Genomic DNA, 21,131 nt, shown 5'->3' with positions numbered 1-21,131 from the left:
GTCAACCACATATTCCGGTGGAGCCATGCAGCAGATTTCGGATTGGCTCGAGAAGCTTGGGCTTGGACAATACGCGCTGCGTTTTGCCGAGAACGGGATTGATCTTGGTGTCCTTCCCGAACTGACGGACCAGGACTTCGACAGGCTCGGTGTCCTGCTCGGCCATCGACGTAAAATGCTGCGCGCGATCGCCGAACTCAATCAAGGCGAACTGGTCGCTGAGCCGGCGCTTCAGCGCGATGCCGAGCGACGCCACCTCACGGTCATGTTCTGTGATCTGGTGGGCTCGACTGCGCTCTCGGCTCGCCTGGATCCAGAGGACATGTGGGAGGTGATCCGCGCCTATCGGGCCGCCTGCGCGAGGGTGATTGCCACTTACGACGGCAGTCTCGCCAGGTTTGTGGGCGACGGGATACTCGCCTATTTCGGCTATCCCCGCGCGCACGAGGATGACGCGGAGCGCGCGGTGCGCGCGGGGCTCGACATCATCGCCGCAGTAGGACCGCTTGAAACGCGCGCGGAACGGGTCGAGGTGCGTATCGCGATCGCGACCGGGCTGGTGGTGGTAGGCGACCTCATCAGCGGAGGCGCGTCAGAGCAGCAGGCAATGGTCGGGGATACACCGAACGTTGCTGCCCGGCTCCAGGGCCTGGCAGAACCGGGGGCGGTCGTCGTTGCTGCTTCGACGCGCGAGCTGCTGGGCGATCTATTCACTTTTCGCAACCTCGGCCTCCGCGAGGTCAAGGGCATCTTCGAACCCATCGCAGTCTGGGCAGTCGAAGGTGGGGCTGCATCGGAGAGCCGCTTCGAGGCGGTGCGTACCGCGCGATCCATTGGCTTTGTCGGCCGCAAGGCAGAGATCGAATTCGCGCTTTCGCGCCAGCAGCTGGCGTGGCAGGGCCAAGGCCAGGTGATGATGATTTCCGGCGAGGCCGGCATCGGCAAATCGCGCTTTGTCGCAACGCTCTCAGAGAGCCTCGGGCTAGGGGCGCACCGCCGGGTGAGGTATCAGTGCTCGCCCTACCACACCAACAGTGCGCTTCATCCCTTCATCGCTCAACTTGAGCGCGCTGCTGGCATAGAGCCACAGGATACGATCGGGCAAAAGCTCGACAAGCTCGAGGCAATGCTTGCACTCGGAACGCGACAGGTGGCCAACGCGGCGCCGTTGATCGCCGCGCTTCTTTCGATCCCAACTGGCGAGCGCTATCCGCCGCTCGGCTTGAATCCAGTGCAGCAGCGGCGACAGACGTTCGCCACCCTGCTCGATCAGCTTGAGGGGTTGGCCCGGCAGCAACCAGTGCTGATTGTCTGCGAGGACATGCATTGGGCCGACGCCACGACGCTTGAGCTGTTTGATCTCGCAGTCGACCGGGTCAGGGGGTTGCCGATCCTCGCGCTCATGACATTCCGGCCTGAGTTCGAACCGCCTTGGGCGGGTCTTGCCAACGTCAGCTTGTTGCGGCTCGACCGCCTTGATCGGCAGGACACGCGCGCTCTGGTCGAGCAGGTGACCGTCGGCCGGCATCTGCCAGGCGAAATGATGACGCAGATCATCGACAGGACGGATGGTATCCCGCTATTTGTCGAGGAACTGACCAAGATGGTGCTGGAGTCCGGACTGCTCGTGGAAGATGCCGGACGCTATCGCCTCGATAGCCCGCTCCCGCCGCTCGCCATCCCCGCGACACTGCAGGACTCGCTGATGGCGCGCCTTGACCGGCTGGCCCCGGTCAAGGAAGTGGCGCAGATAGGCGCTGCCATTGGCCGCGACTTCTCATACAGGCTGTTGCGAAGTGTGGCGGGGCGCGATGATCTGACGCTGTGCGCCGCGCTGGGTCAGCTCGAAGAGGCCGAACTGCTATCGCGTCGCGGGGCGCCGCCGGAAGCGAGCTACAGCTTCAAGCATGCGCTGGTTCAGGAAGCGGCTTACGAGAGCCTGCTGAAGAGCCGCCGGCAATTGCTCCATAAGCACATTGGCGATGTCCTACGCGATCAGTTTCCGGTGATCGCCGAGACCGAGCCGGAAGTCGTGGCATATCACTTCACTGAAGCGGGGCTGGGCGTGGTAGCCTTCGAGTGGTGGCGCAAGGCCGGTCAGCAGGCGCTGAAACGCTCGGCCTATACCGAGGCAATCGCACATCTCGGCGAGGCTGTCGCCATTGCCGATGCGCTGCCCGATGAGCCGGGCCGGAGCATGAACCGGCTGCAGCTTCAAATCGCATATGGCCGCGCGCTGCGGGGCAGCCTTGGCCACAGCGCCCCCGAAACGGTGGCCGCGTGGAAGCGCGCCCGACAGTTCGCAGCCGACATCAATGATCCGGTCGAACTGGCGCCGATCCATTCGGGCCTGTTCAACGCCTGCTTGACGCATGGCGAGATCGCGCCGATGCAGGAGTTGACGGAGGCAGTCATGGGCGTCGCCAGGCAGCGACCGGAATCGCCAGTGGCCGCGGTCGTCGCACACTCGACAGCCGGGGTAACCTGTTGGTTCGGCGGCGATTACCTGAACGCGCGACTGCATCTCGAGCGCGCGCTTGTGATCTACGAGGCTGAGCCTGATCCGGCGACCTTCAGGGCATCGGCGCTGGACCTGCCTTTCGTCATCAAGAGGTTTCTTGCCCTGGTGCTTTGGCCGCTCGGCACGATTGATCGATCGCGCCGGCTCGCCGCCGAAGCGGTGCGCGCCACGGCAGATAGGCCGGCGCTTTCTCAAGCCAATGCGCTCGTTCACAAGGCGGTCTTCGATGGACTATGCGGAGGCATGTTGCAGGAAACAGAGACGATTCTGGCGCTCGCTCTCGCGCGCGAGCATACGATGCCGTTGTACATAGCCGCCGGCAGCTACCTGAACGGCCTGGCAAAGTGGCGCGCCGGCGACCGGACGGGTGGGCTTTCGGAAATGCAACGGGGCTGGACATTGCTTCACGAGAATGACTGCTACCTCTGTGAACCGTTTTGGGGGATGCAGGTTGCGGTGGCGAATGCGGAGGCCGGGCAAGCTGAGTCCGGGTTGGAAATTTTGCGGCAGTTGATTTCGTGGACGGAGCAATCCGGTCAGCATTGGCTCGATGCCGAACTGCATCGCAGCCAGGGTGAGCTCTTGTTGCGTCTTGATCCGCCGGACGTTTCCATGGCCGAAGACGCCTTCCGCAGAGCGCTGGAAATCGCCCGAACCCAACGGACGAAAACTTTTGAGCTACGCAGCGCAGTCGGACTTGCGCGCCTCTACCGTGCAAACGGGCGAGCCGCGGCAATACCCGAGGTGCTCGCACCAGTTCTTGTTGATTTCGACATGGAGCGAGATCTGCGCGAAATCGAAGAAGCGGAAACCTTGCTCAAGCGTGGATAAGTGGCCCGGCCCGGCACCTGATGAGTGTGTAGGATGGGTTGAGCGAAGCGATACCCATCGCTCCTACAGGCGGCGATTGATGGGTTTCGCTGCGCTCTACCCATCCTACAGGATCATTCCGTTTAACGGAAAACGTCTGCGCCTTGCCGCTATGGATGCCATGCGGCATGATCGCGGCGAGCAAAATTCAAAGCCGCAGGCAATGCGGCAGCCGACAAGGGAGGCCTTCCATGAAGAGAGCAACAACAGGCATTGTCGCGGCGGTCTTGGCGATGTCTGCGAGTGCGGCGTTGGCGCAAACCAAGGCGCCGCTCAAGCTCGGCGGCATTCTCGACATGTCCGGGCTTTACGCCGATATCACCGGGCCAGGCTCGGAGACGGCCGCGAAGATGGCGGTGGAGGATTTTGGCGGCGAGGTGCTCGGACGCAAGGTCGAGATCGTCGCGGCCGACCATCTCAACAAGGCCGACCTTGCCGCCAGCATCGCGCGCGACATGCTCGACAACCAGGGCGTCGAGATGCTGTACGACGTGGCGGCGTCCGCGACCGCGCTGGCCGCCGGCGAGATTGCAAAAGCGCGCAACAAGATCGTGATGTATAGCGGCCCGGCCTCGATCCGCCTGAGCAACGAGGCCTGCGGCCCCTACACCGTGCATTACTCCTACGACACCTTTGCGCAGGCTAACGTCACCGGGCTTGCCACCGTCAAATCAGGTTTTGAGACCTGGTTCTTTCTCACCGCCGACTATGCGTTCGGCCAGGACCTGGAAAAGGACACCACCCATGTGGTGGTGAAGGCCGGCGGCAAGGTGCTCGGCGGCGTCAAGCATCCGCTCAACACGTCGGACTTCTCCTCGTTCCTCCTGCAGGCGCAGAGTTCGAAGGCGAAGGTCGTGGGCCTTGCGAATGCCGGTGGCGATACCATCAACGCGATCAAGCAGGCGGCGGAATTCGGGCTAACCAAGAGCGGCGGTCAGAAGCTGTCGCCGCTGCTCGCCTTCGTGACCGACATCGACAGCGTTGGACTGGAGACGGCGCAGGGCCTGTTGCTGGCGGAGGCGTTCTACTGGGATCTCAATGACGACACCCGCGCGTTCTCAAAACGCTTCCAGGAGCGCGTCAAGCGGCCGCCGACCGCGGCGCAGGCCAGCGTCTACTCTTCCGTCGGCCATTACCTGAAAGCCGTGAAGGCCGCGGGCACCACGGATTCGGCCGCGGTCATGAAGGTCATGAAGGAGACGCCGGTCAACGACATGTTCGCCAGGAACGGCAAAATTCGAGATGACGGCCGAATGGTGCACGACATGTATCTGTTCGAGGTCAAGAAGCCACAGGAATCGAAGGCGCGCTGGGACTATTACAAGCTGCTGGCCACCATCCCCGGCGGCGAGGCGTTCCAGCCGCTCGAAGCCTCGCGCTGTCCGCTGGTGAAGAAGTGACGCGAAGCGTCATTGCCTGCGGCAAATGCGAAGCATTTGCGCAAGGGAGCGAAAGCGACGGAGCAATCCATAGGGCGGCAAAGAAAGTCTGGATTGCTTCGCTTCGCTCGCAATGACGGCTTCAAAACCAAGTCAAGACAACCAACAACAACGAAAGCATCGTCCATGAGCGCAAACGAAATGGTCCTCCAGAACCTCGACGCTGGGCTACTCACCATCACCATGAACCGCCCCGACCGGCGCAACGCGCTCAACCCGGACATGACGCGCGGGCTGGTGGAGGCGGCGCGGCGCGCGGCTGAGGATCACGAGGTGCGAGCGGTGCTGTTGAAGGGCGCCGGCGGCACGTTCTGCGTCGGCGGCGACGTCAAGTCGATGGCGGAGGGCCGGGCGCCGCTCGGCTTCGAGGCCAAGATGGCCAATCTGCGCCGCGGCATGGAAGTGTCGCGCATCCTGCACCAGATGCCGAAGCCCGTGGTGGCGCAGCTCGATGGCGCCGCCGCCGGCGCTGGCCTCTCGATCGCGCTGTCCTGCGACCTGCGTGTTGCCAGCGCCTCCTGCAAGATTACGACAGCTTTTGCCAAAGTCGGATTGTCGGGCGATTACGGCGGAACGTACTTCCTGACCCAGATGCTCGGCAGCGCCAAGGCGCGTGAGCTCTATTTGATGTCGCCGGTGCTGTCGGCGCAGGAAGCGTACAATCTCGGCATGGTGACAAAAGTAGTGCCGGAAGCCGATATCGACGCCGAAGCGCACGACCTTGCGATGTCGCTGGCGCAGGGGCCGTCGGTGACGCTGGGCTACATCAAGCGCAACATCAACAACGCCGAGACGATGTCGCTGGAAGCCTGCTTCGACGCCGAAGCTATCCACCATTCGCGCTCCGGCGACACCGCCGACCACAAGGAAGCGGCGAAGGCCTTCGTCGAGAAGCGCAAACCCGTATTTCAGGGACATTGATATGGCCGAATATCTCAGGCTGCGGCAGATCTGCCTGGTGGCGCCGCATCTGGAGCCGGTGATCTCGGATATTTCCGCGATCATGGGCCTCAACGTCTGTTACCGTGACGGTAATGTCGCGAAATACGGGCTGGAAAACGCGCTGCTGCCGGTGGACACCATTTTGCTGGAAGTGGTGGCGCCGTTCCAGCCGGGCACCGCGGCGGGACGCTTTCTCGACAAAACCGGCGGCCGCGGCGGCTACATGGCGATCTTCTGCTGCAACGATCCCGACGCGCGCGGCAAGCACGCCAACAGCATCGGCGTGCGCACCGCCAACGTAATCACGCACGTGCCCTATCACGGCGTGCAACTGCACCCGCGCGATTGCCGCGCGGCCTTCATCGAGTTCAATCACACCACAGGCAGCGACGATGTGCTGGGGCCCTATCCGCCGGCGGGGCCGGATTGGCAGAAGGCGATCCGGAAAGACGTGACGCTGGCGCTGACTGATGTCGAGATGCAGAGCCCGGATCCGTTGGGGCTGGCCGAGCACTGGGGGAAGATCACGGGGATTACCGTTACCAAGAATGCAAGCGGCGAGCTTGATTTGAAATTGCCCAATGCCAGCTTCCGTTTCGTCAAGGGCGCGAGCGATTTGATGAGCGGGTTGACGTTCAAGGTCGCTGACGTAGCGAAAGTGCGTGATGCAGCCAAGGCGAAGGGTTGCCAGGTATCGGGCGACAGTTTCGATCTCTGCGGAGTGACGTTCAGGCTGGTGGCGTAGCGAAATCCCTCAACGAGTCGTCCCTGCGAACGCAGGGACCCATAACCACCGCTCTTGATGGTGAAGTAAGCCGTCTGACGTTGTGCCCTTTACGCGGGCCGCGGCGTATGGGTCCCTGCGAACGCACTAGGGCATCTACACACCTTGGGGACGCGACAGATTGACTCGGAGCGGCATGATGTGCTGTCGCCGCAGCGTTTGTATGATTCTCTCTCTGGCGCTTTGATTCGAAGGAGCGCCAGAGATGCAGCAGGAACCGGGTTTGTCCCTGGGTAAGTTTGGAGACGTTCGCCTCGATAAAAGGGGGCGGCGCTTCTCCGGGCTATGCTTTGCACGCGCAGCGTCTGTTTGCGCCAGATGGCGCAGGGCGACTGGGCTGCGAACATGGCGTTCTGGCGGTTTGTGAACAATCCACAGGTCACGATCGACAAGCTGATTGAAGGCTGGAGCCTGCAGACGTCGATCGCGGTCAGCGGGCGTCATGTGCTGTCAATCCAGGATACCAGCGAGATTAAGTTCCACACCTGTCCTGGACATCGGCGCGGCTTGGGCAAGGTCGGCAAAGGCAATGCTCGCGGCGTGTTGCTGCATGCCATGATGGCGGTCGATGCCGACAGCGGGGTCTGTCTCGGGCTCACCGGCGGTGAGGTGTGGACGCGCAAGCGCAAGGCCAAGATCGCTCACGAGAAGCGCGCCTTGGCCGACAAGGAGTCGGCGCGCTGGGTGACGACCGCTGAGCAAGGCCGCGATGTTCTGGCCGCTGCTCGTATGATCACCGTTGTCAACGACCGCGAGGGGGATTTCTTTGCTCACTGGGCGCTGACACCCGCTGACAATGTCCACCTCCTGTCGCGCGCCATGCACGACCATGCGCTGGTCGACGGCGGCACGCTTTATCAGGCAGTCGAACGGGCCCGCTTCTGCGACAAGGCGGTGATCGATCTGCCAAAGCGAATGGATCGCCGCGGTCGCCAGGCCCACCTCTCCATGCGCTTCGGAACCGTTGTGCTCAAACGGCCGCCGCGCCCCGGCGTGAAAGACCTGCCGGAGGGCGTCAAAGTCAGCTTCGTGGAAGTCGTCGAGTTGCGCCCCCCGAAGGGCGCCAAGCCCATTCATTGGTTGCTCTTGACCACGCATCCGATTGCCGCTGCCGCCGATGCCTGGCGGATCGTCTCCTGGTACAAGCAGCGCTGGATCATCGAACAGCTCTTTCGCTCGCTGAAGAGCCAGGGTCTGCGCATCGAGGATAGTCAGCTCGACAGCGCTGAAGGCCTGATCAAACTCGCGGCGATCGCTACCAGAGTGGCATGTATCGTCATCCAGCTGGTTCAAGCCCGCAATGGCGGCGAAGAATTGCCGGCAGATTTTGCGTTCACACCGGACGAGATCGAAGCGCTCAAGGCCATCAACAAAACCCTGAAAGGCCGGACCGAGCTTCAGAAGAACCACCATCGCCCCAACACTATCGCCTGGGCCGCATGGATCATCGCAAAGCTCGGCGGATGGACCGGCTACGCCTCGCATCGCCCACCTGGACCAATCACCTTCCACATCGGAATGGCTCGCTTCCAAATCCTCGTATATGGCCCGGCAAACGTGTAGATGCCCTAGTGCGTTCGCAGGGACGACGGGTTGAGAGAGACGTGCGTGCGCCCTACCGTCCCTTGAAATTCGCTACCCGGCGCTCGGCGGTGGCCTTGACGCCTTCCTTGAAATCCTCCGTCGCGCGGAGTTTGGTCTGCTCGGCGAGTTCGTGGTTGGTGGCGGCCATGACGCGGTCGGCGAGGCCGGCGCGCATGGTGGCGCGGGTGGAGATCAGGCCGAGCGGCGAGCATTCGGCGATTTCGGCGGCGAGCTTCATCGCTTCAGCACGGACCTGATCCTGCGGCACGCAGAGATTGGCGAGGCCCATCCGCGTGGCTTCCTCGCCGGTGACGCGGCGGCTGGTGTAGAAGATCAATTCCGCATTGTTCCTGCCGACCAGTTCGGGAAGCGTCGCGGTCAGGCCGAAGCCGGGATGGAAGCCGAGTTTTGTAAAATTGGCCGCGAAGCGCGCTTCGGGGCAGGTGACGCGGAAATCGGCGGATACGGCGAGCCCCAGGCCGCCACCGATGGCGGCACCATGGATGGCGGCGACGACCGGCTTCTTGTTGCGGAAGATGCGCACGGCCTGAACGTAGAGATGGTTGATCGGCAGGTTAGCCGCCGGATCGTTTTGCGCGCTCGCTTCCTGCTCCTGCCGCTTCGGATCGGAAAAATCGGCGCCGGCACAGAACGCCTTGCCTTGCGCTGCGAGTACCGAGGCGCGGATTTCGATGTCGTTGTCGAACTCTTCCAGCGCATCCGCGATCTGGTTGATCAAGGAGACGTCGAAGAAGTTGAGGGGCGGCTTTCTGATTTCGATCAGGCCGACATGGCCGTGCTTCTCGACGCCGATATCCGTGTATTTGCTCATGGAGTTTCCTTCTTGAATTAGCGCAAACCGAGCCCGCGGGCGATGATGCCGCGCAGCACTTCGGTGGTGCCGCCCTGGATCGTCAGCTTGGGCGCGGTCTTGATCGCGAATGAAAGTTGCTGTTCCAGCGTCTCGCGGTTGGTGGCGGTTTCCTCGACGAAGGCGGCGAGTTCGCGGACGCGGTGCGGCAGCTGCTGCTCCCACACCGTGCCGATGTCTTTGACAATGGAAGCTTCGACGACCGGCTCCTTGCCGGCCTGCAGCATGCCCGCCACCGAAACCGACATGCGACGCATGGTATGCACCTGCGCCACCAGCCGCCCGATGCCTTCGGCGCTGCGGGTATCCGGATTGTTGCCGACGGCGCGGACCAGTTCGGTCAACACGTAATAGGTCTCGAGAAAACGCTCGGGGCCGGAACGCTCATAGGCCAGTTCCGACGTCGCCTGCTTCCAGGCGCCGTCGATTTCGCCGAGCACGTGATCGTCGGGAACGAAAAAGTCCGTGAACACCACCTCGTTGAATTCATACTGCCCGGTGATCTGGCCGATCGGGTTCACCTGGATGCCCGGCTGCTTCATCTTGACCAGGAACTGCGTCAGGCCGTGGCGGCGGTTCTCCTTGGTCGGGGGGGAGGTGCGGAAGATTGCGATCATGTAGTCGGCGATATGGGCCGAGGAGGTCCAGATCTTGGTGCCGTTGATCAGATAGCCGCCGTCTGTCTTGGTCGCGCGCGTCTTGGCCGCAAACAAGTCGGAGCCGGAATTCGGCTCGCTCATGCCGATCGCAAAGCAGATCTCGCCGCGGCAGATGCGCGGCAGGATGTCCATCTTGATATTTTCCGGCGCGTATTTCAGCAGCACCGGCCCGCTCTGCCGGTCGGCGACGAAGAAGCGCCGCGTCGGCGCGTTCGCCACGCGCATCTCCTCGGTCACCACGTAACGCTCGAGGAACGAGCGCTCATGGCCGCCATATTTCTTCGGCCAGGTCATGCCGAGCCAGCCGCGCGCACCGACTTTTCGGGAGAACTCCGGCACGTCGGTGTCTTCGCGGTTCGGCTGGTGCGGGTCGAAGGTGCCGGCGGCGATTTCTTCGGCGAGGAAGGCGCGCACTTCCTTGCGCAACTGCTCGCATTCACTCGGCAGGCGGATCGGATCGAAACGGAGGGCTGCGGTCATTGTTGGTCTCGACTTCTATGCAGGCAGATCGGTGTGCAAATCGATGTGAGCGTTGTCAGCGCGAGGCGACCAGCGGCCACAATTCATCGGCGCCACGGTTGGCTACCAGCTTGCCGAGTTCGACCGCCCAGTAGCTTTCCGAGCCGAAATCGTCGCGCCACGCCAGCGCGCGCAGTGAATAGCGATGCAGGATGTGCTCGATGGTGAAGCCGATCGCGCCATGCACCTGATGGGCAATGGCGCCGCCCTTCTCGGCGGCTTCCGCACAGCGGATCTTTGCCGCCACCGCTTCGAGGAACACTTCGTCGTTGAAGGTGGTTGCGTTGGCAATGGCGTCCGCGGCCGAGGTCGCAGCCGCAAGCGCCGCCGCCGACTCGCCGGCGAGTCGCGCCAGATTGTGCCCGGCTGCACCGCCTGGAATTTTGAAATCTTCTTCTCGAAGGCTATGCGCTCGTTGGAATAGCGCACGGAAATTTCCAGCATCGATTCCAGCGCACCTGCGATCTGCAGCGATCGCGCGACGCCGCCCATCAGCATCAGCCGGGTCTGGTCGAAACCTCGCGGTGCCGGCTTGATCGTGACCGGCTGGACCTTGTCCAGCGTCACGGTGTCCGAATTGTCGCCGCCGAGATTGAGTCCGGTCTCGATCCGGAACTTGCCGGCATCGACCAGCGCAATGGAGAGGCTGCCCTTCACATCGCTTGCGAGCACCGCAAAGTGCTTTGCCGCCTTGGCAAACGGCACGCCGCGGGCCGTGCCCGACAGGCTGCCATCGGCATTGACGGCGATCCGGTCCTTCGGGCTCGCGGGCACCACCGTCATTTCGCCATCGGGCGAAGCGATCTTGGCCTGCGCCAGCAGCCAGCCGGCCAGCATGGTCTCAGTGAGCGGCACCGCGACCGCAAAAACGTCCGGCGGCGCTCAACACGCTGAAACCTTCGGCGAGAGAGGCGCCCGAGCCGCCGCAATCTTCCGGTACCCACGACAGTGGCAGGCCGGCCTCGGTCAACGCCTGCCAGAGCGGCGCTTTCCACGCGCCTTTGTTATCGCGATTGATGGTTTGGGCGTCGGCGAGGTCGGCGAAGATTTTCTCCGCGGTCTCGGCAACGATGTTCTCACTCTCCGCCACAGCGTTCCCCGATTTGAAATTGGCATGCCAATCCCAACGGTTATGCCCGGGGGGCGGCTGCGGTCTTTTTCTTGCGCTTTATGATGGGCAAAAGCCATAGCCGTGACAAGCGCTGTCCGCAGGGCTGCATGTGGCGGTGGCATGAAGGCCATCAGGCAAAGAATAAATTCCGCGCAACGGATTTCGCGGATTTGCACGCCGTTCATCGCGGGATATGGTAGCCGTGAAGCCTGTCCACGGGCGGTTCGAAACTCAGCCAAAAGCAACAAGAGGAAATGCGGATGTCGAAGGATGGTTTGTGCGCGATTGTCACCGGTTCTGCCTCGGGCCTCGGGGCCGCCACCGCCGCCATTCTGGCAAAGGGCGGCGCGCGCATCGTCGTCAACTATTCCAACAGCAAGGCGGAAGCTGAAGCGACCGCCGATCTCTGCCGCAGCGCCGGCGCCGAAGTTGTGGTGGTGCAGGGCGACGTTTCGCGCGACGAGGATTGCAGGAAGATCGCGGCTGCCGCGGCGGCGTGGGGCCGTCTCGACGTGCTGGTCAACAATGCCGGCACCACCAAGCATGTGCCGCATCACGATCTCGACGGGCTAACGGCTGAGGATTTTCAGCGCATCTACGCCGTCAACACGATCGGCCCGTTCCAGATGATCCGCGCGGCGCGCGCACAGCTCGAGGCCGGCGCGAAAGCCTCCGGCCTGTCGTCCGCCGTGGTCAACGTCTCGTCGGTCGCCGGCATTTCCGGCGGCGGCTCGTCGGTCGCCTACGCCGCGAGCAAGGGCGCGCTCAACACCATGACGCAATCGCTGGCGCGCGCGCTGGCGCCCTTGATCCGCGTCAACACGGTGTGCCCCGGCTACATCGACACGCCCTGGTTCACCAAGGGCCGCGGCGAGGCCGGCGCCAAGGCGGTGCGCGACGCCGTGGTGGCGAAGGTGCCGCTGAAGGTCGCCTCGACGGCCGAAGACATCGCGCAACTGGTGTGCTTCCTCGCCTCGCCGGCGTCGAGCAACATGACCGGCGAGTTCGTCCGCATGGATGCGGGCATGCATCTGGTTTTGTGAGGATTGCATTCGCCGTCATGGCCGGGCTTAGCCGTCCGAAGGACGGCGTCGCTTCCGCTCGCCTATGACCCGGCCATCCACGTCGTGTTTTGCGCGTGGCGACAAGAACATGGATGCCCGGGACATCTAGCGCGAAGACGCGCTTCGCGCTTCTGCCCGGGCATGGCGATGGAGAGGTGTGGACGGGCGCTTACCTGTTCCCCGGATCGGAAATCATTCCCCTTGCCACCAGCCGGTTCCAGATGAACAGCACCACCAGCGCGCCGATGGTGGCGGTGATGAAGCCGGCGCCCTGATCGGGGCCATAATGGCCGATCGCCTGGCCGATGAAGGTTGCCAGAAACGCGCCGGCGATGCCGAGCACGGTGGTCAGGATGAAGCCGGTCGGGTTGTTCTGACCCGGCGATAGGATACGCGCGATAATGCCGGCGACAAAGCCGACGACGATGATCCAGATAATGCCGCTCATGGCTGTCCCTCTCGATGCGTCGATGATGAAGCAGAGCGGCGCCGACCGCCGCGTTAGTTCTTGTTTGACGCGTTTTCTTCACGCGAACCGGTATCCACTTCGCTCGAAAACGCTATGGCGCGGCGTCAAATCCGTTCCGACAACTCGTTTTCGTTCGGCAGCCGTCCGTCCGGCGTCAAATGATTGACGACGTCGGGCAGATACTGGCTGAGGCCTTGCAGCAAATCGTCGCGCGACAGGCCGCTCTGCGCCGATAGCTGATCGATCTGGTCGGCGCCAAGTGCGTTGGCGAGATCGCCGGGCGCGATCTGCTTGTTGGGACCGTTGCTGACCCAGGAGTCGGCCTTATCGCCAAGCCCCTTCTGCTGGAATTGATTCAGCAGGTCGCCGAGGCCGCCGCTGAGAATGCTGCCGGCCGCGCCGCCTGCCAGAAGGCCGCCCAAGCCGCCCTTGAGCATGTCGCTCAGTCCGCCGCCCACGCCGCCACCGGGCATGCCCGCGCTCACATTGCCGGGCGCGGGCGCCGGTTGCGGTGTCGAGCCGGTCTGGTTGCCGCTGAAATGCTTGATGCCTTTCCAGGCCAGCAGCGCCAGGATCGCCATGGTGAGGGGCGACATTCCGCCGCCGTCGGATTGTTCGCTGGGGCGGCTCGGGCCGCGCGGGCCATTCTGCATGCCGTTGAGTACGTCGAGTAAACCCATGGTCGTCTCCTCTGCGTAGCCCCGCGTGAAACATAACGGCGGCGTATGACGGTTACAAGGAGCGGGCGGCCAGCGCCTGCGATAGGCACGGTCCGCGCGCTCTGCTATTTGAAGCCCGGTGCAACGCGGTGGGTGGCGAAATGGTTTCGGGCCAAACGATCGGTATTGCAGGGGCGGGCAGCATCGGCTGCTTCGTCGGCGGCATGCTGGCGGCCGGCGGCCGCCGCGTTGCGCTGCTGGCGCGTCCGCGCGTGATCGCTGAAATCGAAGCAGGCGGCCTGCGGCCGACGAGTTTTGAAGGTTTCGACCAGACCATCACGCGCGGTCAGTTCGCATTGTCGGAAAATCCTTCCGTTTTTGAGGACGCCGGCATCGTGCTCGTCACGGTCAAGAGCGCGGATACCGCGGCCATGGCCGAAATCATCGCCAAGCACGCACCATCGGATGCCGTCATCGTCAGCCTGCAAAACGGCGTCGGCAATGCCGCTGTCCTCCGTCATCGCCTGCCGGGGCGGCGCGTGCTCGGCGGCATGGTGCCGTTCAACGTGATGGCGCTCGGCAACGGGCGGTTTCATCGCGCGACCTCGGGCGACATCGTCATCGAGCAGGACGAGGCGCGCACCGTAGAGAAGCTCTCGGTCCCGGGCCTGACGATACGTCCGACCGACAACATTGACGGCGTGCAATGGGGCAAGCTCCTGCTCAATCTCAACAACGCGCTCAATGCGCTGGCCGACCTGCCGCTGCGCCGGCAGCTGGCCCAACGGCCATGGCGGCGATTATTCGCCGATCAGCTGGCGGAAGCTTTGGCTGCGATCCGCACCGAGGGCATCAAGCCGGTCGCGCCGACGCCGATTCCGGCCGCATGGATGCCGCCGCTGTTGCGACTGCCGGACCCGATCTTCGAAGCATTGCTGGGACGAACGATGAAAATCGATCCCGAGGCGCGCTCGTCGATGTGGGAAGATCTGAAACAGGGCCGGCGCACCGAGATCGATTATCTGCAGGGCGTCATCACCGAGATCGCCGAACGTCGCGGGCTGCAGGCGCCGCTGTCGCGCCGGATCGTGGAACTGATCCGGCAGGCCGAGCGTGACGCCAAGGGCTCGCCCGGCCTGACGCCGGAGCAGATTCGGGCTGCGAATTGATTGGCTCAGCGAGTGCGGCTTGGCCTAGATTGGCGCTGGTCCAGCACAGATCGAACATGCGTTCGAGGGAGATGCGAATGAAATGGACAGGTCTGGCATTGATGGCGGTTGTCCTTGCCGGCTCGGCGTCGTTGACACCCGCCCAGGCAGTGCCGCCGACGGCTACGCCATCGCCGGGCTATGATGCGCGGCTGCAGGAGCAGCGGGCAGCATCGCGGGCGGCCGTACCGCCGGTCGTCAAGCCGCGTCGGGTCAACAAGCAGCGCGCGCATTGACGCTGACGTCATGCGCGTGAGCACGCCTCTCCCCACGTCGTCCCTGCGTTCGCAGGAACGACAAAAATATCTAGCTCTTCTTCTGCTTGGCCGGCTGCTGCTGCGGGTTGAGCAGCCTTTTCAGTTCGTTGATGCTCTCTGAAAGCCGCGGCCATTCACACGAGAATTGGTTCTTGGCGCATTGGGCAGCCTTGATGCGCGCCGCCTGCTTGACTGGACTTGCCACCGGTATCGGCACCTTTTCGGTTTCGGCCGGTGGAGGAGATACCTGTTCGGTGCGCAGCGAGACCTGCTGCCACCCCTGCGCTGGTGGCGGCTCCTGCTGCTTGGCCGCCATTGCTGCGGCGATGTGGCTGCGCCGCTCGCGCTCGAGGTAGGCGGTATATTGCTCGTCGATTCTCTTCTGCTCTTCCGGCGTCGGGTTGGGGCCTGCGATGTCGAAGGTCCGGTCCTGCATGAAATCGTAATAGGTGTAGCCGCCACCGGGCTTGCGGCGGCCGGCGAACTTCGCGTTGCACTCGGCGAGCTTCGCCGTCTTTTCTTCCTTGGTGCTCGCCTTCTCGGCCACATCGGCGCAGGATTCGAAATCGACAGGCGCGCTGCGCCACCACTGCGCGTCGCAGCGCACCGGGGCCAGCACGACGAGGCTCCCGATGGTGGCAACAACAAACGAAGATGCACGTGAGGCGATCACGGACGATACTCTCCAGTCGAATTCTCTAGGGAACTTTGATTGAGTCGATTGTCATCATTTTGGCAGCGCTGTCACGCCGAAATTGCACGATGTTCCCGCTGTCGTTGTGATCTTATCCGCTGGATGTGACCGATGGAACACAATGCTATGTCGTTGAAAATTATTGAGTAAATTCAACGGCGAAGCACGCGAGCGGGCATGATATTGCAGCGATTCTAAGTGCGCCATCCGAGGGCGCGCGGATAGGTACGTCGCATTGTGGCAGAAATCAGTCAGCGCCTCTCGCGCGGGCCAATGTGCGCGATGCCGTTTCATGGAACGTTGCGCGATAGAGCCTTGCAAATTCGCCCATGTGATGGAACCCGTTGGCTCGGGCGCACGACGTCACGGTGATGGCGTCAGACCCTTTCACGAGTTGTGCGCGGGCCGACCAAAGCTGCTTGAGACGCAGATAGCGATGCAGGCTCATGCCGCGAACGCTCGCCACCGCCGTGCCCAAGGTTCTGACCGACACGCCGCATTGTTCGGCGAGGTCGGCGCTGTAGATCGCCGAGGCGGCATGAAAGGCGACATAGTCGTCGATCATGCGAACCAGGCGGCAATAGCTCCTGCTTGCAAGCCGGCCCGCCACTTCCGGCGTCCTACTGCGGCGGAACATCTCGTCGATGGCGAGCAGCAGGTCTTCCTGGATGGCGAGCGCCGAGCGCGGGTCCTGCAACAGGTCCGGTCTGGCAGAAGCCGTCTGCAAAATACCTGTCGTGACCGATCGGACCGTCGCCAGAGCATCGACGTCCGGCATGAACGGGCACAGCTCGTCCGGCGCATCGAACCACTCCCGATCCTGCAGGCCGGCGCCAAGGGTGATGATCGCGTGCAGCGATCCGCGGGGCTCGACGAACTGCAAATCCAGATTGCCGCGCATGCCGATAAAGGCCGGACGGTTCACGGACATGCCGTTGACGGACACCTCGTAGCGGTCCTCGAGCTGGAAGATGACGACGCCATGCGCCGCGCGATAGCTGACATCGAGAATGCGGGGAAACGAGGTGAGCACGGCGATCTGGCAGAACGGCAACTGCACGATCGCGCGTGCGGTATGGAAGTTGGCGAGGTTCAGCGGGACGCTGCGCGCATCGGCGACGAACTCGACCGGCCGGAAGGCGTCGATGTCGGAAAATTGCGTGATCGAAAGCGCCGGTGAAGGCGAAAGGTTCTGGAACAGCATCTCAAGGTGCCCGGCGCCCGAATCGTCGAATCCGGTCTCTAGCGTCGAACGCTCTGGTTAACTTCGTGTTAACACGTGTGGCCGGTGGGGAGTGCGACTGCAAGCCGCCTGCGTGAACAATGGCCGCGTTCGATGCCGAGGGCGGCCGAAAAACTACCGAGGAATTCGAAGGGCTTAGCCGGCGGCGAGGCTGACGGCCGGTCCGCCGGTCGAGGTGCTGCACGACGTGTTGCAAATCCATTATAGCTGCTCACGCGGAATGCTATTTGTTTTGCGGCGACGGAAGACTTCATGGTGTTGCGCCATGCGGCGCCTCCGAGCCATCGGTTCAGCGCGCAACTTAACTCGCCGCGGCGCCGGCGGGCGGAGTGGCAGAACAATCGCAAGGGGGAAACAGTCTGCATGAGCATCACCACGGCCATGACGAGCGTGCCGAAGCCCGAGCCTGACCTGATCGAGGCTTTCAGGCATGCGCCGACCTCTGTCATCAGTGACAATCTTGCCCGGCTGCCGGGCGCCGTGGGCCTGCGGCCGTTTCACCGCGCCGGCCGGCTGGTCGGGGCCGCCTTCACGGTGCGGACGCGGCCCGGCGACAATCTTGCGATCCACCGGGCGCTGGAACTGGTCGGGCCGGGCGACGTCATCGTGGTCGATGGCGGCGGCGACAAGACGCGGGCGCTGGTCGGTGAGATCATGAAGAACATCGCCGAGTACAGGGGCGCCGCAGGCTATGTGATCGACGGCGCCATCCGCGACGTCGCGGCATTCGCCGCATCCGACTTTCCCTGCTTTGCGCGCACGGCCATCCACCGCGGGCCCTACAAGAGCGGGCCGGGCGAAATCAACGTGCCGGTTTCGATCGGCGGCTCGGTGATCTCCCCCGGCGATATCGTGGTCGGCGACGAGGACGGCGTGGTGTCGTTTCCGGCCTCAATCGCAGCCACCGTGCTGGAGGCGGTCCGCACCCAGATCGCGCGCGAGGAGGATACACTGCTCGCCATTCGCGAAGGCCGCTACCAGGGCAGCTACGGCAAGTCTTGAAGCGCCAAGTCTTGAAGGCCACGTCATGATCGAAGCGCAACTGCGCTGACGGAGGAACGATGAGTCAGAAGGACGAATTTCACAATCTGGATAATCCCGCCGACGGCCTGTTTCGCGAACTTGCATCCGGGGTCACGACGCGAATCTTCTCCGGCGAGCATGCGATGCTGTCGGTGGTGACGCTGGCGCCGCACGCGCAAGGCACCCTGCATCATCATCCCGAGGAACAATGGGGCGTGCTGCTCGATGGCTCGGCCATCCGGGTTCAGGGCGGTGAGGAAATTCCGGTCAAGAAGGGCGATTTCTGGCGCACGCCGGGAAATGTGCCGCACACGATGCGGGCTGGACCGGACGGCGCCCGCGTGCTTGACATCTTCAGCCCGCCGCGGCCCGAGTACAAGAAAGCCGGGTCCGGCTTCGGCACTTAAGAGCAAGTCTGCGAACAAAAACAAAAAAGCGCAGCCACAATCGGGAGGAGACACTTGGTGAATATTACCAGACGTACCTTGCTTGCGGCGTCGGCCGCGTTCGCGGTGACGCCGGCGCTGGCGCAGCCAGCCAAGAACATGACGCTGGTGGTGCCGTTCCCGCCGGGAGGCTCCACCGACGCGCTGGCGCGGCTATTGCAGTCCCACCTGCAGACGAAGCTCGGCCGCACCGTGCTGGTGGAGAACAAATCCGGCGCGGCCGGCTCGCTCGGTGCCGTGCAGGTCGCCAAGAGCGCACCTGACGGCGCGACGTTTCTGGTGACCTTCGACTCGCACGCGGTGATTCCCTCGATCCTGGAAAAGCCGGGGCTGGATGTCGAGAAGGATCTGGTGCCGGTGTTCCTGGTCGGCACCGCGCCTTACCTCCTCGCCGCGAACGCCGAGCGGCCGTACAAGACCTTTGCCGACGTGGTTGCGGCCTGCAAGGCAAATCCCGGCGCGGTGAAATACGCCTCCGTCGGCATCGGCACGCTCGGTCATCTCGCGATGACGGTGCTCGCCAAGAAGGCCGGCGTCGAGATCACGCATGTGCCCTACCGCGGCGGCGGCCCGGCGATGAACGACGTGCTCGGCGGCCATGTCGATATGATCATCGGGTCGGCGGCGCTGATCACGGCGCAACTGGGCACCAACAGGCTGCGTCCCATCCTGCAAATGGGGCGCGAGCGGATGGCTGCGCTCAAGGATACGCAAACCGCGATCGAGGCAGGCTTCCCCGATTTCGAGACGCTGGCCTGGTGGGGCGTTTTCGCGCCGAAGGACACGCCGCCCGATATCATCGCCAGCATGGCGAGGTCGGTGAAGGAGATTCTGAGCGAGCCGGCGATCGCCACGCAATTGCGCGAGACGCAGCAGATGACGCTGCTGCTCGCCGACGGCAAGGACTTCTCGACGTTCTTCGCCAGGCAGGTCAGCATCTGGGGTCAGGTCGTGCGCGAGAATAATATCAAGGCGTAGGGCTGCGGACCGGCCGACTGTCCCGGTATCTCCGGCCCGGAACCGGCGCCTTCCGGTGCGGGCCAGATCGGCCGTGTCGGAGGGCTGGCGATGCCACGCTTGCTTTGCTATGAAGCGGCCAAGCACCTGCTTACGCAAGCGGGTTCGCGGTCCCGTAGCTCAGCCGGATAGAGCGACGGTTTCCTAAACCGTAGGTCGGAAGTTCGAGTCTTCCCGGGATCGCCAGCATGTTCGGGTCAACCACGCGGTCTGTCGTTCGACCGAATGGTGCAACGGCTCGCTACGCGCCCTTGTCCAGCAGCGCCTTGAAATCCGACCGCGCGCGTTGCGCTTCGCGCTTCGCAGTTTCCGACGCCTCGCCGAGGCCGAAATAGCCGTGGATCAGGCCGAGGCCGTCATAATATTTGGTCGGCACGCCGGCAGCCCATAGCGCGTCGGCGTAGGCTTTGCCCTCGTCGCGGAGCGGATCGAACCAGGCGGTCGCGACGATGGCAGGTGCTACACCGGCGAGGTTTTCGGCGCGCAGCGGCGATACGCGCCAGTCCGTGCCATGGGTTTTGTCGGCGAGGTAATGGCCGCAAAACCATTCCATGGTGGCGCGGGTGAGGAAATAGCCTTCCGCGTTCTCTGCGCGCGAGGGAAAGCGTGCGTTCTCCTTTGCATCCGCGAAATTTCCGGCGACGTCGGTGACGGGATAGACCAGCAGCTGCGCTGCCAGTCCTATGCCGGCGTCGCGGCAGGCAATCGCGGTGGTGGCTGCGAGATTGCCGCCGGCGCTGTCACCGGACACGCCGACGCGCCTCTCGTCGCCGCCGAATTCGGCGATGCGGGCGATGACGTCCTTGGTGGCTGTGAAGGCATCCTCGAACGCGCCGGGAAACCGCACCTCGGGCGGGCGGCGATAATCGACGGAGACGACGACCGCGCCGGTCTCGATCGCAAGCCAGCGCGCCTGGCGGTCATGAGTGTCAAGATCGCCGGCGACCCAGCCGCCGCCGTGGAAGAACACCACCGTCGGCGATTTGTCGTTCGAGTTCCGATAGGCCCGCGCGCTGAGGAACCCGGCCGCGCCTTTCACCTTGATGTCCTCCGCGCTCATCACCGGCGGCGGCGGAACCGCTGCGCGCGAGGCCGCCAGCGCACGCAGCGCCTCGCGTGCGCTCTGCGGCGTCATCGTCGCGGGATCGCGCAGCGGCAGCAGCGGAATGATCTCGGCGACGACGGGATCGAGCGGTGGAATCATGCGGGCGCCTGGTTGCGGAACAAGGCGGCAGCATAGGTAACGGGCACGGTCGCTGCAATCGCGGCGTTCCGCCGGGTAGACTGGCCGATTTCCTTCTATTGATAATGAGTCCTGCAAGCAGATGCGTGGGCCGCGCGTCGATGGAATCGTTCTCCGTTTACTTCTCGTTATCCGTAAACGGGCGCGCGCGGGGAACGGGCGGGCACGCTGCTCATTACTCCTTCGAGAGGGAGTGGTGCGATGGATCAAATTGCCGGAGTGGATCGGGCGCTCGACGAAATGCTGGTGCAACTCGGCGGGATGGTGCTGAGGCTGTCCAGCCCGGACGTGACGCGGACGCCTGACGAACGTCACGCGTTGGCGCGCTCGGTCAACCAATATTCGGTGTGCGCGGCGCGCTCGGGCGATCCGCGCGTGCACCAGCTCAAGGTCGAACTGGAAGAGACGATCAAGCCGCATTTGCGGCTGATTGCCAGCCGGTAAGGCGCCTGGTCCGTCTGCGACGCGGAAGCCGGCGGCCCGGGCGGGAGCCGGCCGTGGCGGCGTG

The 21,131-nt window shown here is 63.6% G+C and carries 19 protein-coding genes, 1 tRNA gene and 1 pseudogene; 13 read left to right on the top strand and 8 right to left on the bottom strand.

Features of this window, described 5'->3' with window-relative positions; translation table 11 throughout:
- The first annotated feature begins 25 nt into the window (after positions 1-25).
- The 5 genes from V1279_RS33430 (at position 26) to V1279_RS33410 (ending at position 8,119) form a co-directional block, all read left to right on the top strand.
- On the top strand, positions 26-3,352 hold the full coding sequence (locus tag V1279_RS33430; RefSeq protein ID WP_334444817.1) for an adenylate/guanylate cyclase domain-containing protein: 3,327 nt from the start codon (positions 26-28) through the stop codon (positions 3,350-3,352).
- A 230-nt stretch (positions 3,353-3,582) separates the two neighbouring features.
- On the top strand, positions 3,583-4,791 hold the full coding sequence (locus V1279_RS33425) for an ABC transporter substrate-binding protein (RefSeq protein WP_334444815.1): 1,209 nt from the start codon (positions 3,583-3,585) through the stop codon (positions 4,789-4,791).
- A 165-nt stretch (positions 4,792-4,956) separates the two neighbouring features.
- On the top strand, positions 4,957-5,751 hold the full coding sequence (locus V1279_RS33420; protein WP_334444813.1) for an enoyl-CoA hydratase: 795 nt from the start codon (positions 4,957-4,959) through the stop codon (positions 5,749-5,751).
- A gap of 1 nt (position 5,752) precedes the next feature.
- Entirely contained in the window at positions 5,753-6,517 is a 765-nt protein-coding gene (locus V1279_RS33415; protein WP_334444811.1) for a hypothetical protein, read from the top strand.
- 324 nt (positions 6,518-6,841) lie between these two features.
- Positions 6,842-8,119 (top strand): IS4 family transposase, encoded by a 1,278-nt coding sequence (locus V1279_RS33410; protein WP_334444809.1) that lies wholly within the window; start codon positions 6,842-6,844, stop codon positions 8,117-8,119.
- A gap of 52 nt (positions 8,120-8,171) precedes the next feature.
- Here V1279_RS33410 and V1279_RS33405 read toward each other — a convergent pair whose 3' ends face one another.
- From V1279_RS33405 to V1279_RS33395, 3 genes and pseudogenes are all read right to left on the bottom strand, one after another.
- The gene (locus V1279_RS33405; protein ID WP_334444807.1) at positions 8,172-8,972 is read right to left on the bottom strand and encodes an enoyl-CoA hydratase/isomerase family protein; all 801 of its coding nucleotides are present in this window, start codon (positions 8,970-8,972) and stop codon (positions 8,172-8,174) included.
- Between the two features lie 17 nt (positions 8,973-8,989).
- Positions 8,990-10,150 (bottom strand): acyl-CoA dehydrogenase family protein, encoded by a 1,161-nt coding sequence (locus V1279_RS33400; protein ID WP_334444805.1) that lies wholly within the window; start codon positions 10,148-10,150, stop codon positions 8,990-8,992.
- Between the two features lie 55 nt (positions 10,151-10,205).
- A pseudogene (locus V1279_RS33395) lies at positions 10,206-11,279 on the bottom strand (acyl-CoA dehydrogenase family protein).
- Between the two features lie 281 nt (positions 11,280-11,560).
- Here V1279_RS33395 and V1279_RS33390 point away from each other — a divergent pair.
- A complete protein-coding gene (locus tag V1279_RS33390) occupies positions 11,561-12,343 on the top strand; it encodes an SDR family NAD(P)-dependent oxidoreductase (RefSeq protein WP_334444803.1) in 783 nt (260 codons plus the stop codon).
- Positions 12,344-12,533: 190 nt separating this feature from the next.
- On the opposite strand, the gene V1279_RS33385 is transcribed toward V1279_RS33390, so the two are convergent.
- Complete coding sequence (locus V1279_RS33385; RefSeq protein WP_334444801.1) at positions 12,534-12,812, bottom strand: GlsB/YeaQ/YmgE family stress response membrane protein; 279 nt, start codon at positions 12,810-12,812, stop codon at positions 12,534-12,536.
- A 125-nt stretch (positions 12,813-12,937) separates the two neighbouring features.
- Positions 12,938-13,513 (bottom strand): YidB family protein, encoded by a 576-nt coding sequence (locus V1279_RS33380; protein ID WP_334444799.1) that lies wholly within the window; start codon positions 13,511-13,513, stop codon positions 12,938-12,940.
- Between the two features lie 140 nt (positions 13,514-13,653).
- Here V1279_RS33380 and V1279_RS33375 point away from each other — a divergent pair, with 140 nt between their 5' ends.
- Together V1279_RS33375 and V1279_RS33370 are read left to right on the top strand one after the other, a co-directional pair.
- On the top strand, positions 13,654-14,661 hold the full coding sequence (locus tag V1279_RS33375; RefSeq protein ID WP_334444797.1) for a 2-dehydropantoate 2-reductase: 1,008 nt from the start codon (positions 13,654-13,656) through the stop codon (positions 14,659-14,661).
- A 77-nt stretch (positions 14,662-14,738) separates the two neighbouring features.
- Positions 14,739-14,936 (top strand): hypothetical protein, encoded by a 198-nt coding sequence (locus V1279_RS33370; RefSeq protein ID WP_334444795.1) that lies wholly within the window; start codon positions 14,739-14,741, stop codon positions 14,934-14,936.
- Between the two features lie 70 nt (positions 14,937-15,006).
- Here V1279_RS33370 and V1279_RS33365 read toward each other — a convergent pair whose 3' ends face one another.
- Both V1279_RS33365 and V1279_RS33360 read right to left on the bottom strand, forming a co-directional pair.
- Positions 15,007-15,630 carry a hypothetical protein gene (locus tag V1279_RS33365; protein ID WP_334444793.1) on the bottom strand — a complete coding sequence of 208 codons (624 nt, stop codon included), beginning with the start codon at positions 15,628-15,630 and terminating at the stop codon, positions 15,007-15,009.
- Positions 15,631-15,898: 268 nt separating this feature from the next.
- Positions 15,899-16,855 carry a helix-turn-helix domain-containing protein gene (locus tag V1279_RS33360; protein WP_334444791.1) on the bottom strand — a complete coding sequence of 319 codons (957 nt, stop codon included), beginning with the start codon at positions 16,853-16,855 and terminating at the stop codon, positions 15,899-15,901.
- 402 nt (positions 16,856-17,257) lie between these two features.
- Here V1279_RS33360 and V1279_RS33355 point away from each other — a divergent pair, with 402 nt between their 5' ends.
- The 4 genes from V1279_RS33355 (at position 17,258) to V1279_RS33340 (ending at position 19,566) form a co-directional block, all read left to right on the top strand.
- Positions 17,258-17,896 (top strand): RraA family protein, encoded by a 639-nt coding sequence (locus V1279_RS33355; protein WP_334444789.1) that lies wholly within the window; start codon positions 17,258-17,260, stop codon positions 17,894-17,896.
- Between the two features lie 59 nt (positions 17,897-17,955).
- Complete coding sequence (locus V1279_RS33350) at positions 17,956-18,324, top strand: dimethylsulfonioproprionate lyase family protein (RefSeq protein ID WP_247781862.1); 369 nt, start codon at positions 17,956-17,958, stop codon at positions 18,322-18,324.
- A gap of 57 nt (positions 18,325-18,381) precedes the next feature.
- Positions 18,382-19,341: a Bug family tripartite tricarboxylate transporter substrate binding protein gene (locus V1279_RS33345; RefSeq protein WP_334444786.1), complete on the top strand. Its 960-nt coding sequence runs from the start codon at positions 18,382-18,384 to the stop codon at positions 19,339-19,341.
- 148 nt (positions 19,342-19,489) lie between these two features.
- Positions 19,490-19,566: transfer RNA gene (locus V1279_RS33340), tRNA-Arg, on the top strand.
- Positions 19,567-19,621: 55 nt separating this feature from the next.
- Here V1279_RS33340 and V1279_RS33335 read toward each other — a convergent pair.
- Positions 19,622-20,584, bottom strand: a complete 963-nt coding sequence (locus V1279_RS33335; RefSeq protein ID WP_334444784.1) for an alpha/beta hydrolase — start codon at positions 20,582-20,584, stop codon at positions 19,622-19,624.
- Between the two features lie 240 nt (positions 20,585-20,824).
- Here V1279_RS33335 and V1279_RS33330 point away from each other — a divergent pair, with 240 nt between their 5' ends.
- Positions 20,825-21,067, top strand: a complete 243-nt coding sequence (locus tag V1279_RS33330) for a hypothetical protein (RefSeq protein ID WP_334444782.1) — start codon at positions 20,825-20,827, stop codon at positions 21,065-21,067.
- Positions 21,068-21,131: the final 64 nt, after the last annotated feature.

The sequence above is a fragment of the Bradyrhizobium sp. AZCC 1610 genome (assembly GCF_036924515.1).
In the GTDB taxonomy this organism is placed as follows: domain Bacteria; phylum Pseudomonadota; class Alphaproteobacteria; order Rhizobiales; family Xanthobacteraceae; genus Bradyrhizobium.
Note: the sequence above shows the minus strand (reverse complement) of the source record. Positions and strands in the feature narration are given on the sequence as shown.

Excerpts from the sequence above, each read along its gene's own strand:
- V1279_RS33405 (WP_334444807.1), bottom strand. The coding sequence starts at position 8,972 with ATGAGCAAATACACGGATATCGGCGTCGAGAAGCACGGCCATGTCGGC.
- V1279_RS33430 (WP_334444817.1), top strand. The coding sequence starts at position 26 with ATGCAGCAGATTTCGGATTGGCTCGAGAAGCTTGGGCTTGGACAATAC.
- V1279_RS33390 (WP_334444803.1), top strand. The coding sequence starts at position 11,561 with ATGTCGAAGGATGGTTTGTGCGCGATTGTCACCGGTTCTGCCTCGGGC.
- V1279_RS33415 (WP_334444811.1), top strand. The coding sequence starts at position 5,753 with ATGGCCGAATATCTCAGGCTGCGGCAGATCTGCCTGGTGGCGCCGCAT.
- V1279_RS33360 (WP_334444791.1), bottom strand. The coding sequence starts at position 16,855 with ATGCTGTTCCAGAACCTTTCGCCTTCACCGGCGCTTTCGATCACGCAA.
- V1279_RS33350 (WP_247781862.1), top strand. The coding sequence starts at position 17,956 with ATGAGTCAGAAGGACGAATTTCACAATCTGGATAATCCCGCCGACGGC.
- V1279_RS33375 (WP_334444797.1), top strand. The coding sequence starts at position 13,654 with ATGGTTTCGGGCCAAACGATCGGTATTGCAGGGGCGGGCAGCATCGGC.
- V1279_RS33355 (WP_334444789.1), top strand. The coding sequence starts at position 17,258 with ATGAGCATCACCACGGCCATGACGAGCGTGCCGAAGCCCGAGCCTGAC.
- V1279_RS33380 (WP_334444799.1), bottom strand. The coding sequence starts at position 13,513 with ATGGGTTTACTCGACGTACTCAACGGCATGCAGAATGGCCCGCGCGGC.
- V1279_RS33385 (WP_334444801.1), bottom strand. The coding sequence starts at position 12,812 with ATGAGCGGCATTATCTGGATCATCGTCGTCGGCTTTGTCGCCGGCATT.
- V1279_RS33335 (WP_334444784.1), bottom strand. The coding sequence starts at position 20,584 with ATGATTCCACCGCTCGATCCCGTCGTCGCCGAGATCATTCCGCTGCTG.
- V1279_RS33370 (WP_334444795.1), top strand. The coding sequence starts at position 14,739 with ATGAAATGGACAGGTCTGGCATTGATGGCGGTTGTCCTTGCCGGCTCG.
- V1279_RS33420 (WP_334444813.1), top strand. The coding sequence starts at position 4,957 with ATGAGCGCAAACGAAATGGTCCTCCAGAACCTCGACGCTGGGCTACTC.
- V1279_RS33330 (WP_334444782.1), top strand. The coding sequence starts at position 20,825 with ATGGATCAAATTGCCGGAGTGGATCGGGCGCTCGACGAAATGCTGGTG.
- V1279_RS33425 (WP_334444815.1), top strand. The coding sequence starts at position 3,583 with ATGAAGAGAGCAACAACAGGCATTGTCGCGGCGGTCTTGGCGATGTCT.
- V1279_RS33410 (WP_334444809.1), top strand. The coding sequence starts at position 6,842 with ATGCTTTGCACGCGCAGCGTCTGTTTGCGCCAGATGGCGCAGGGCGAC.
- V1279_RS33400 (WP_334444805.1), bottom strand. The coding sequence starts at position 10,150 with ATGACCGCAGCCCTCCGTTTCGATCCGATCCGCCTGCCGAGTGAATGC.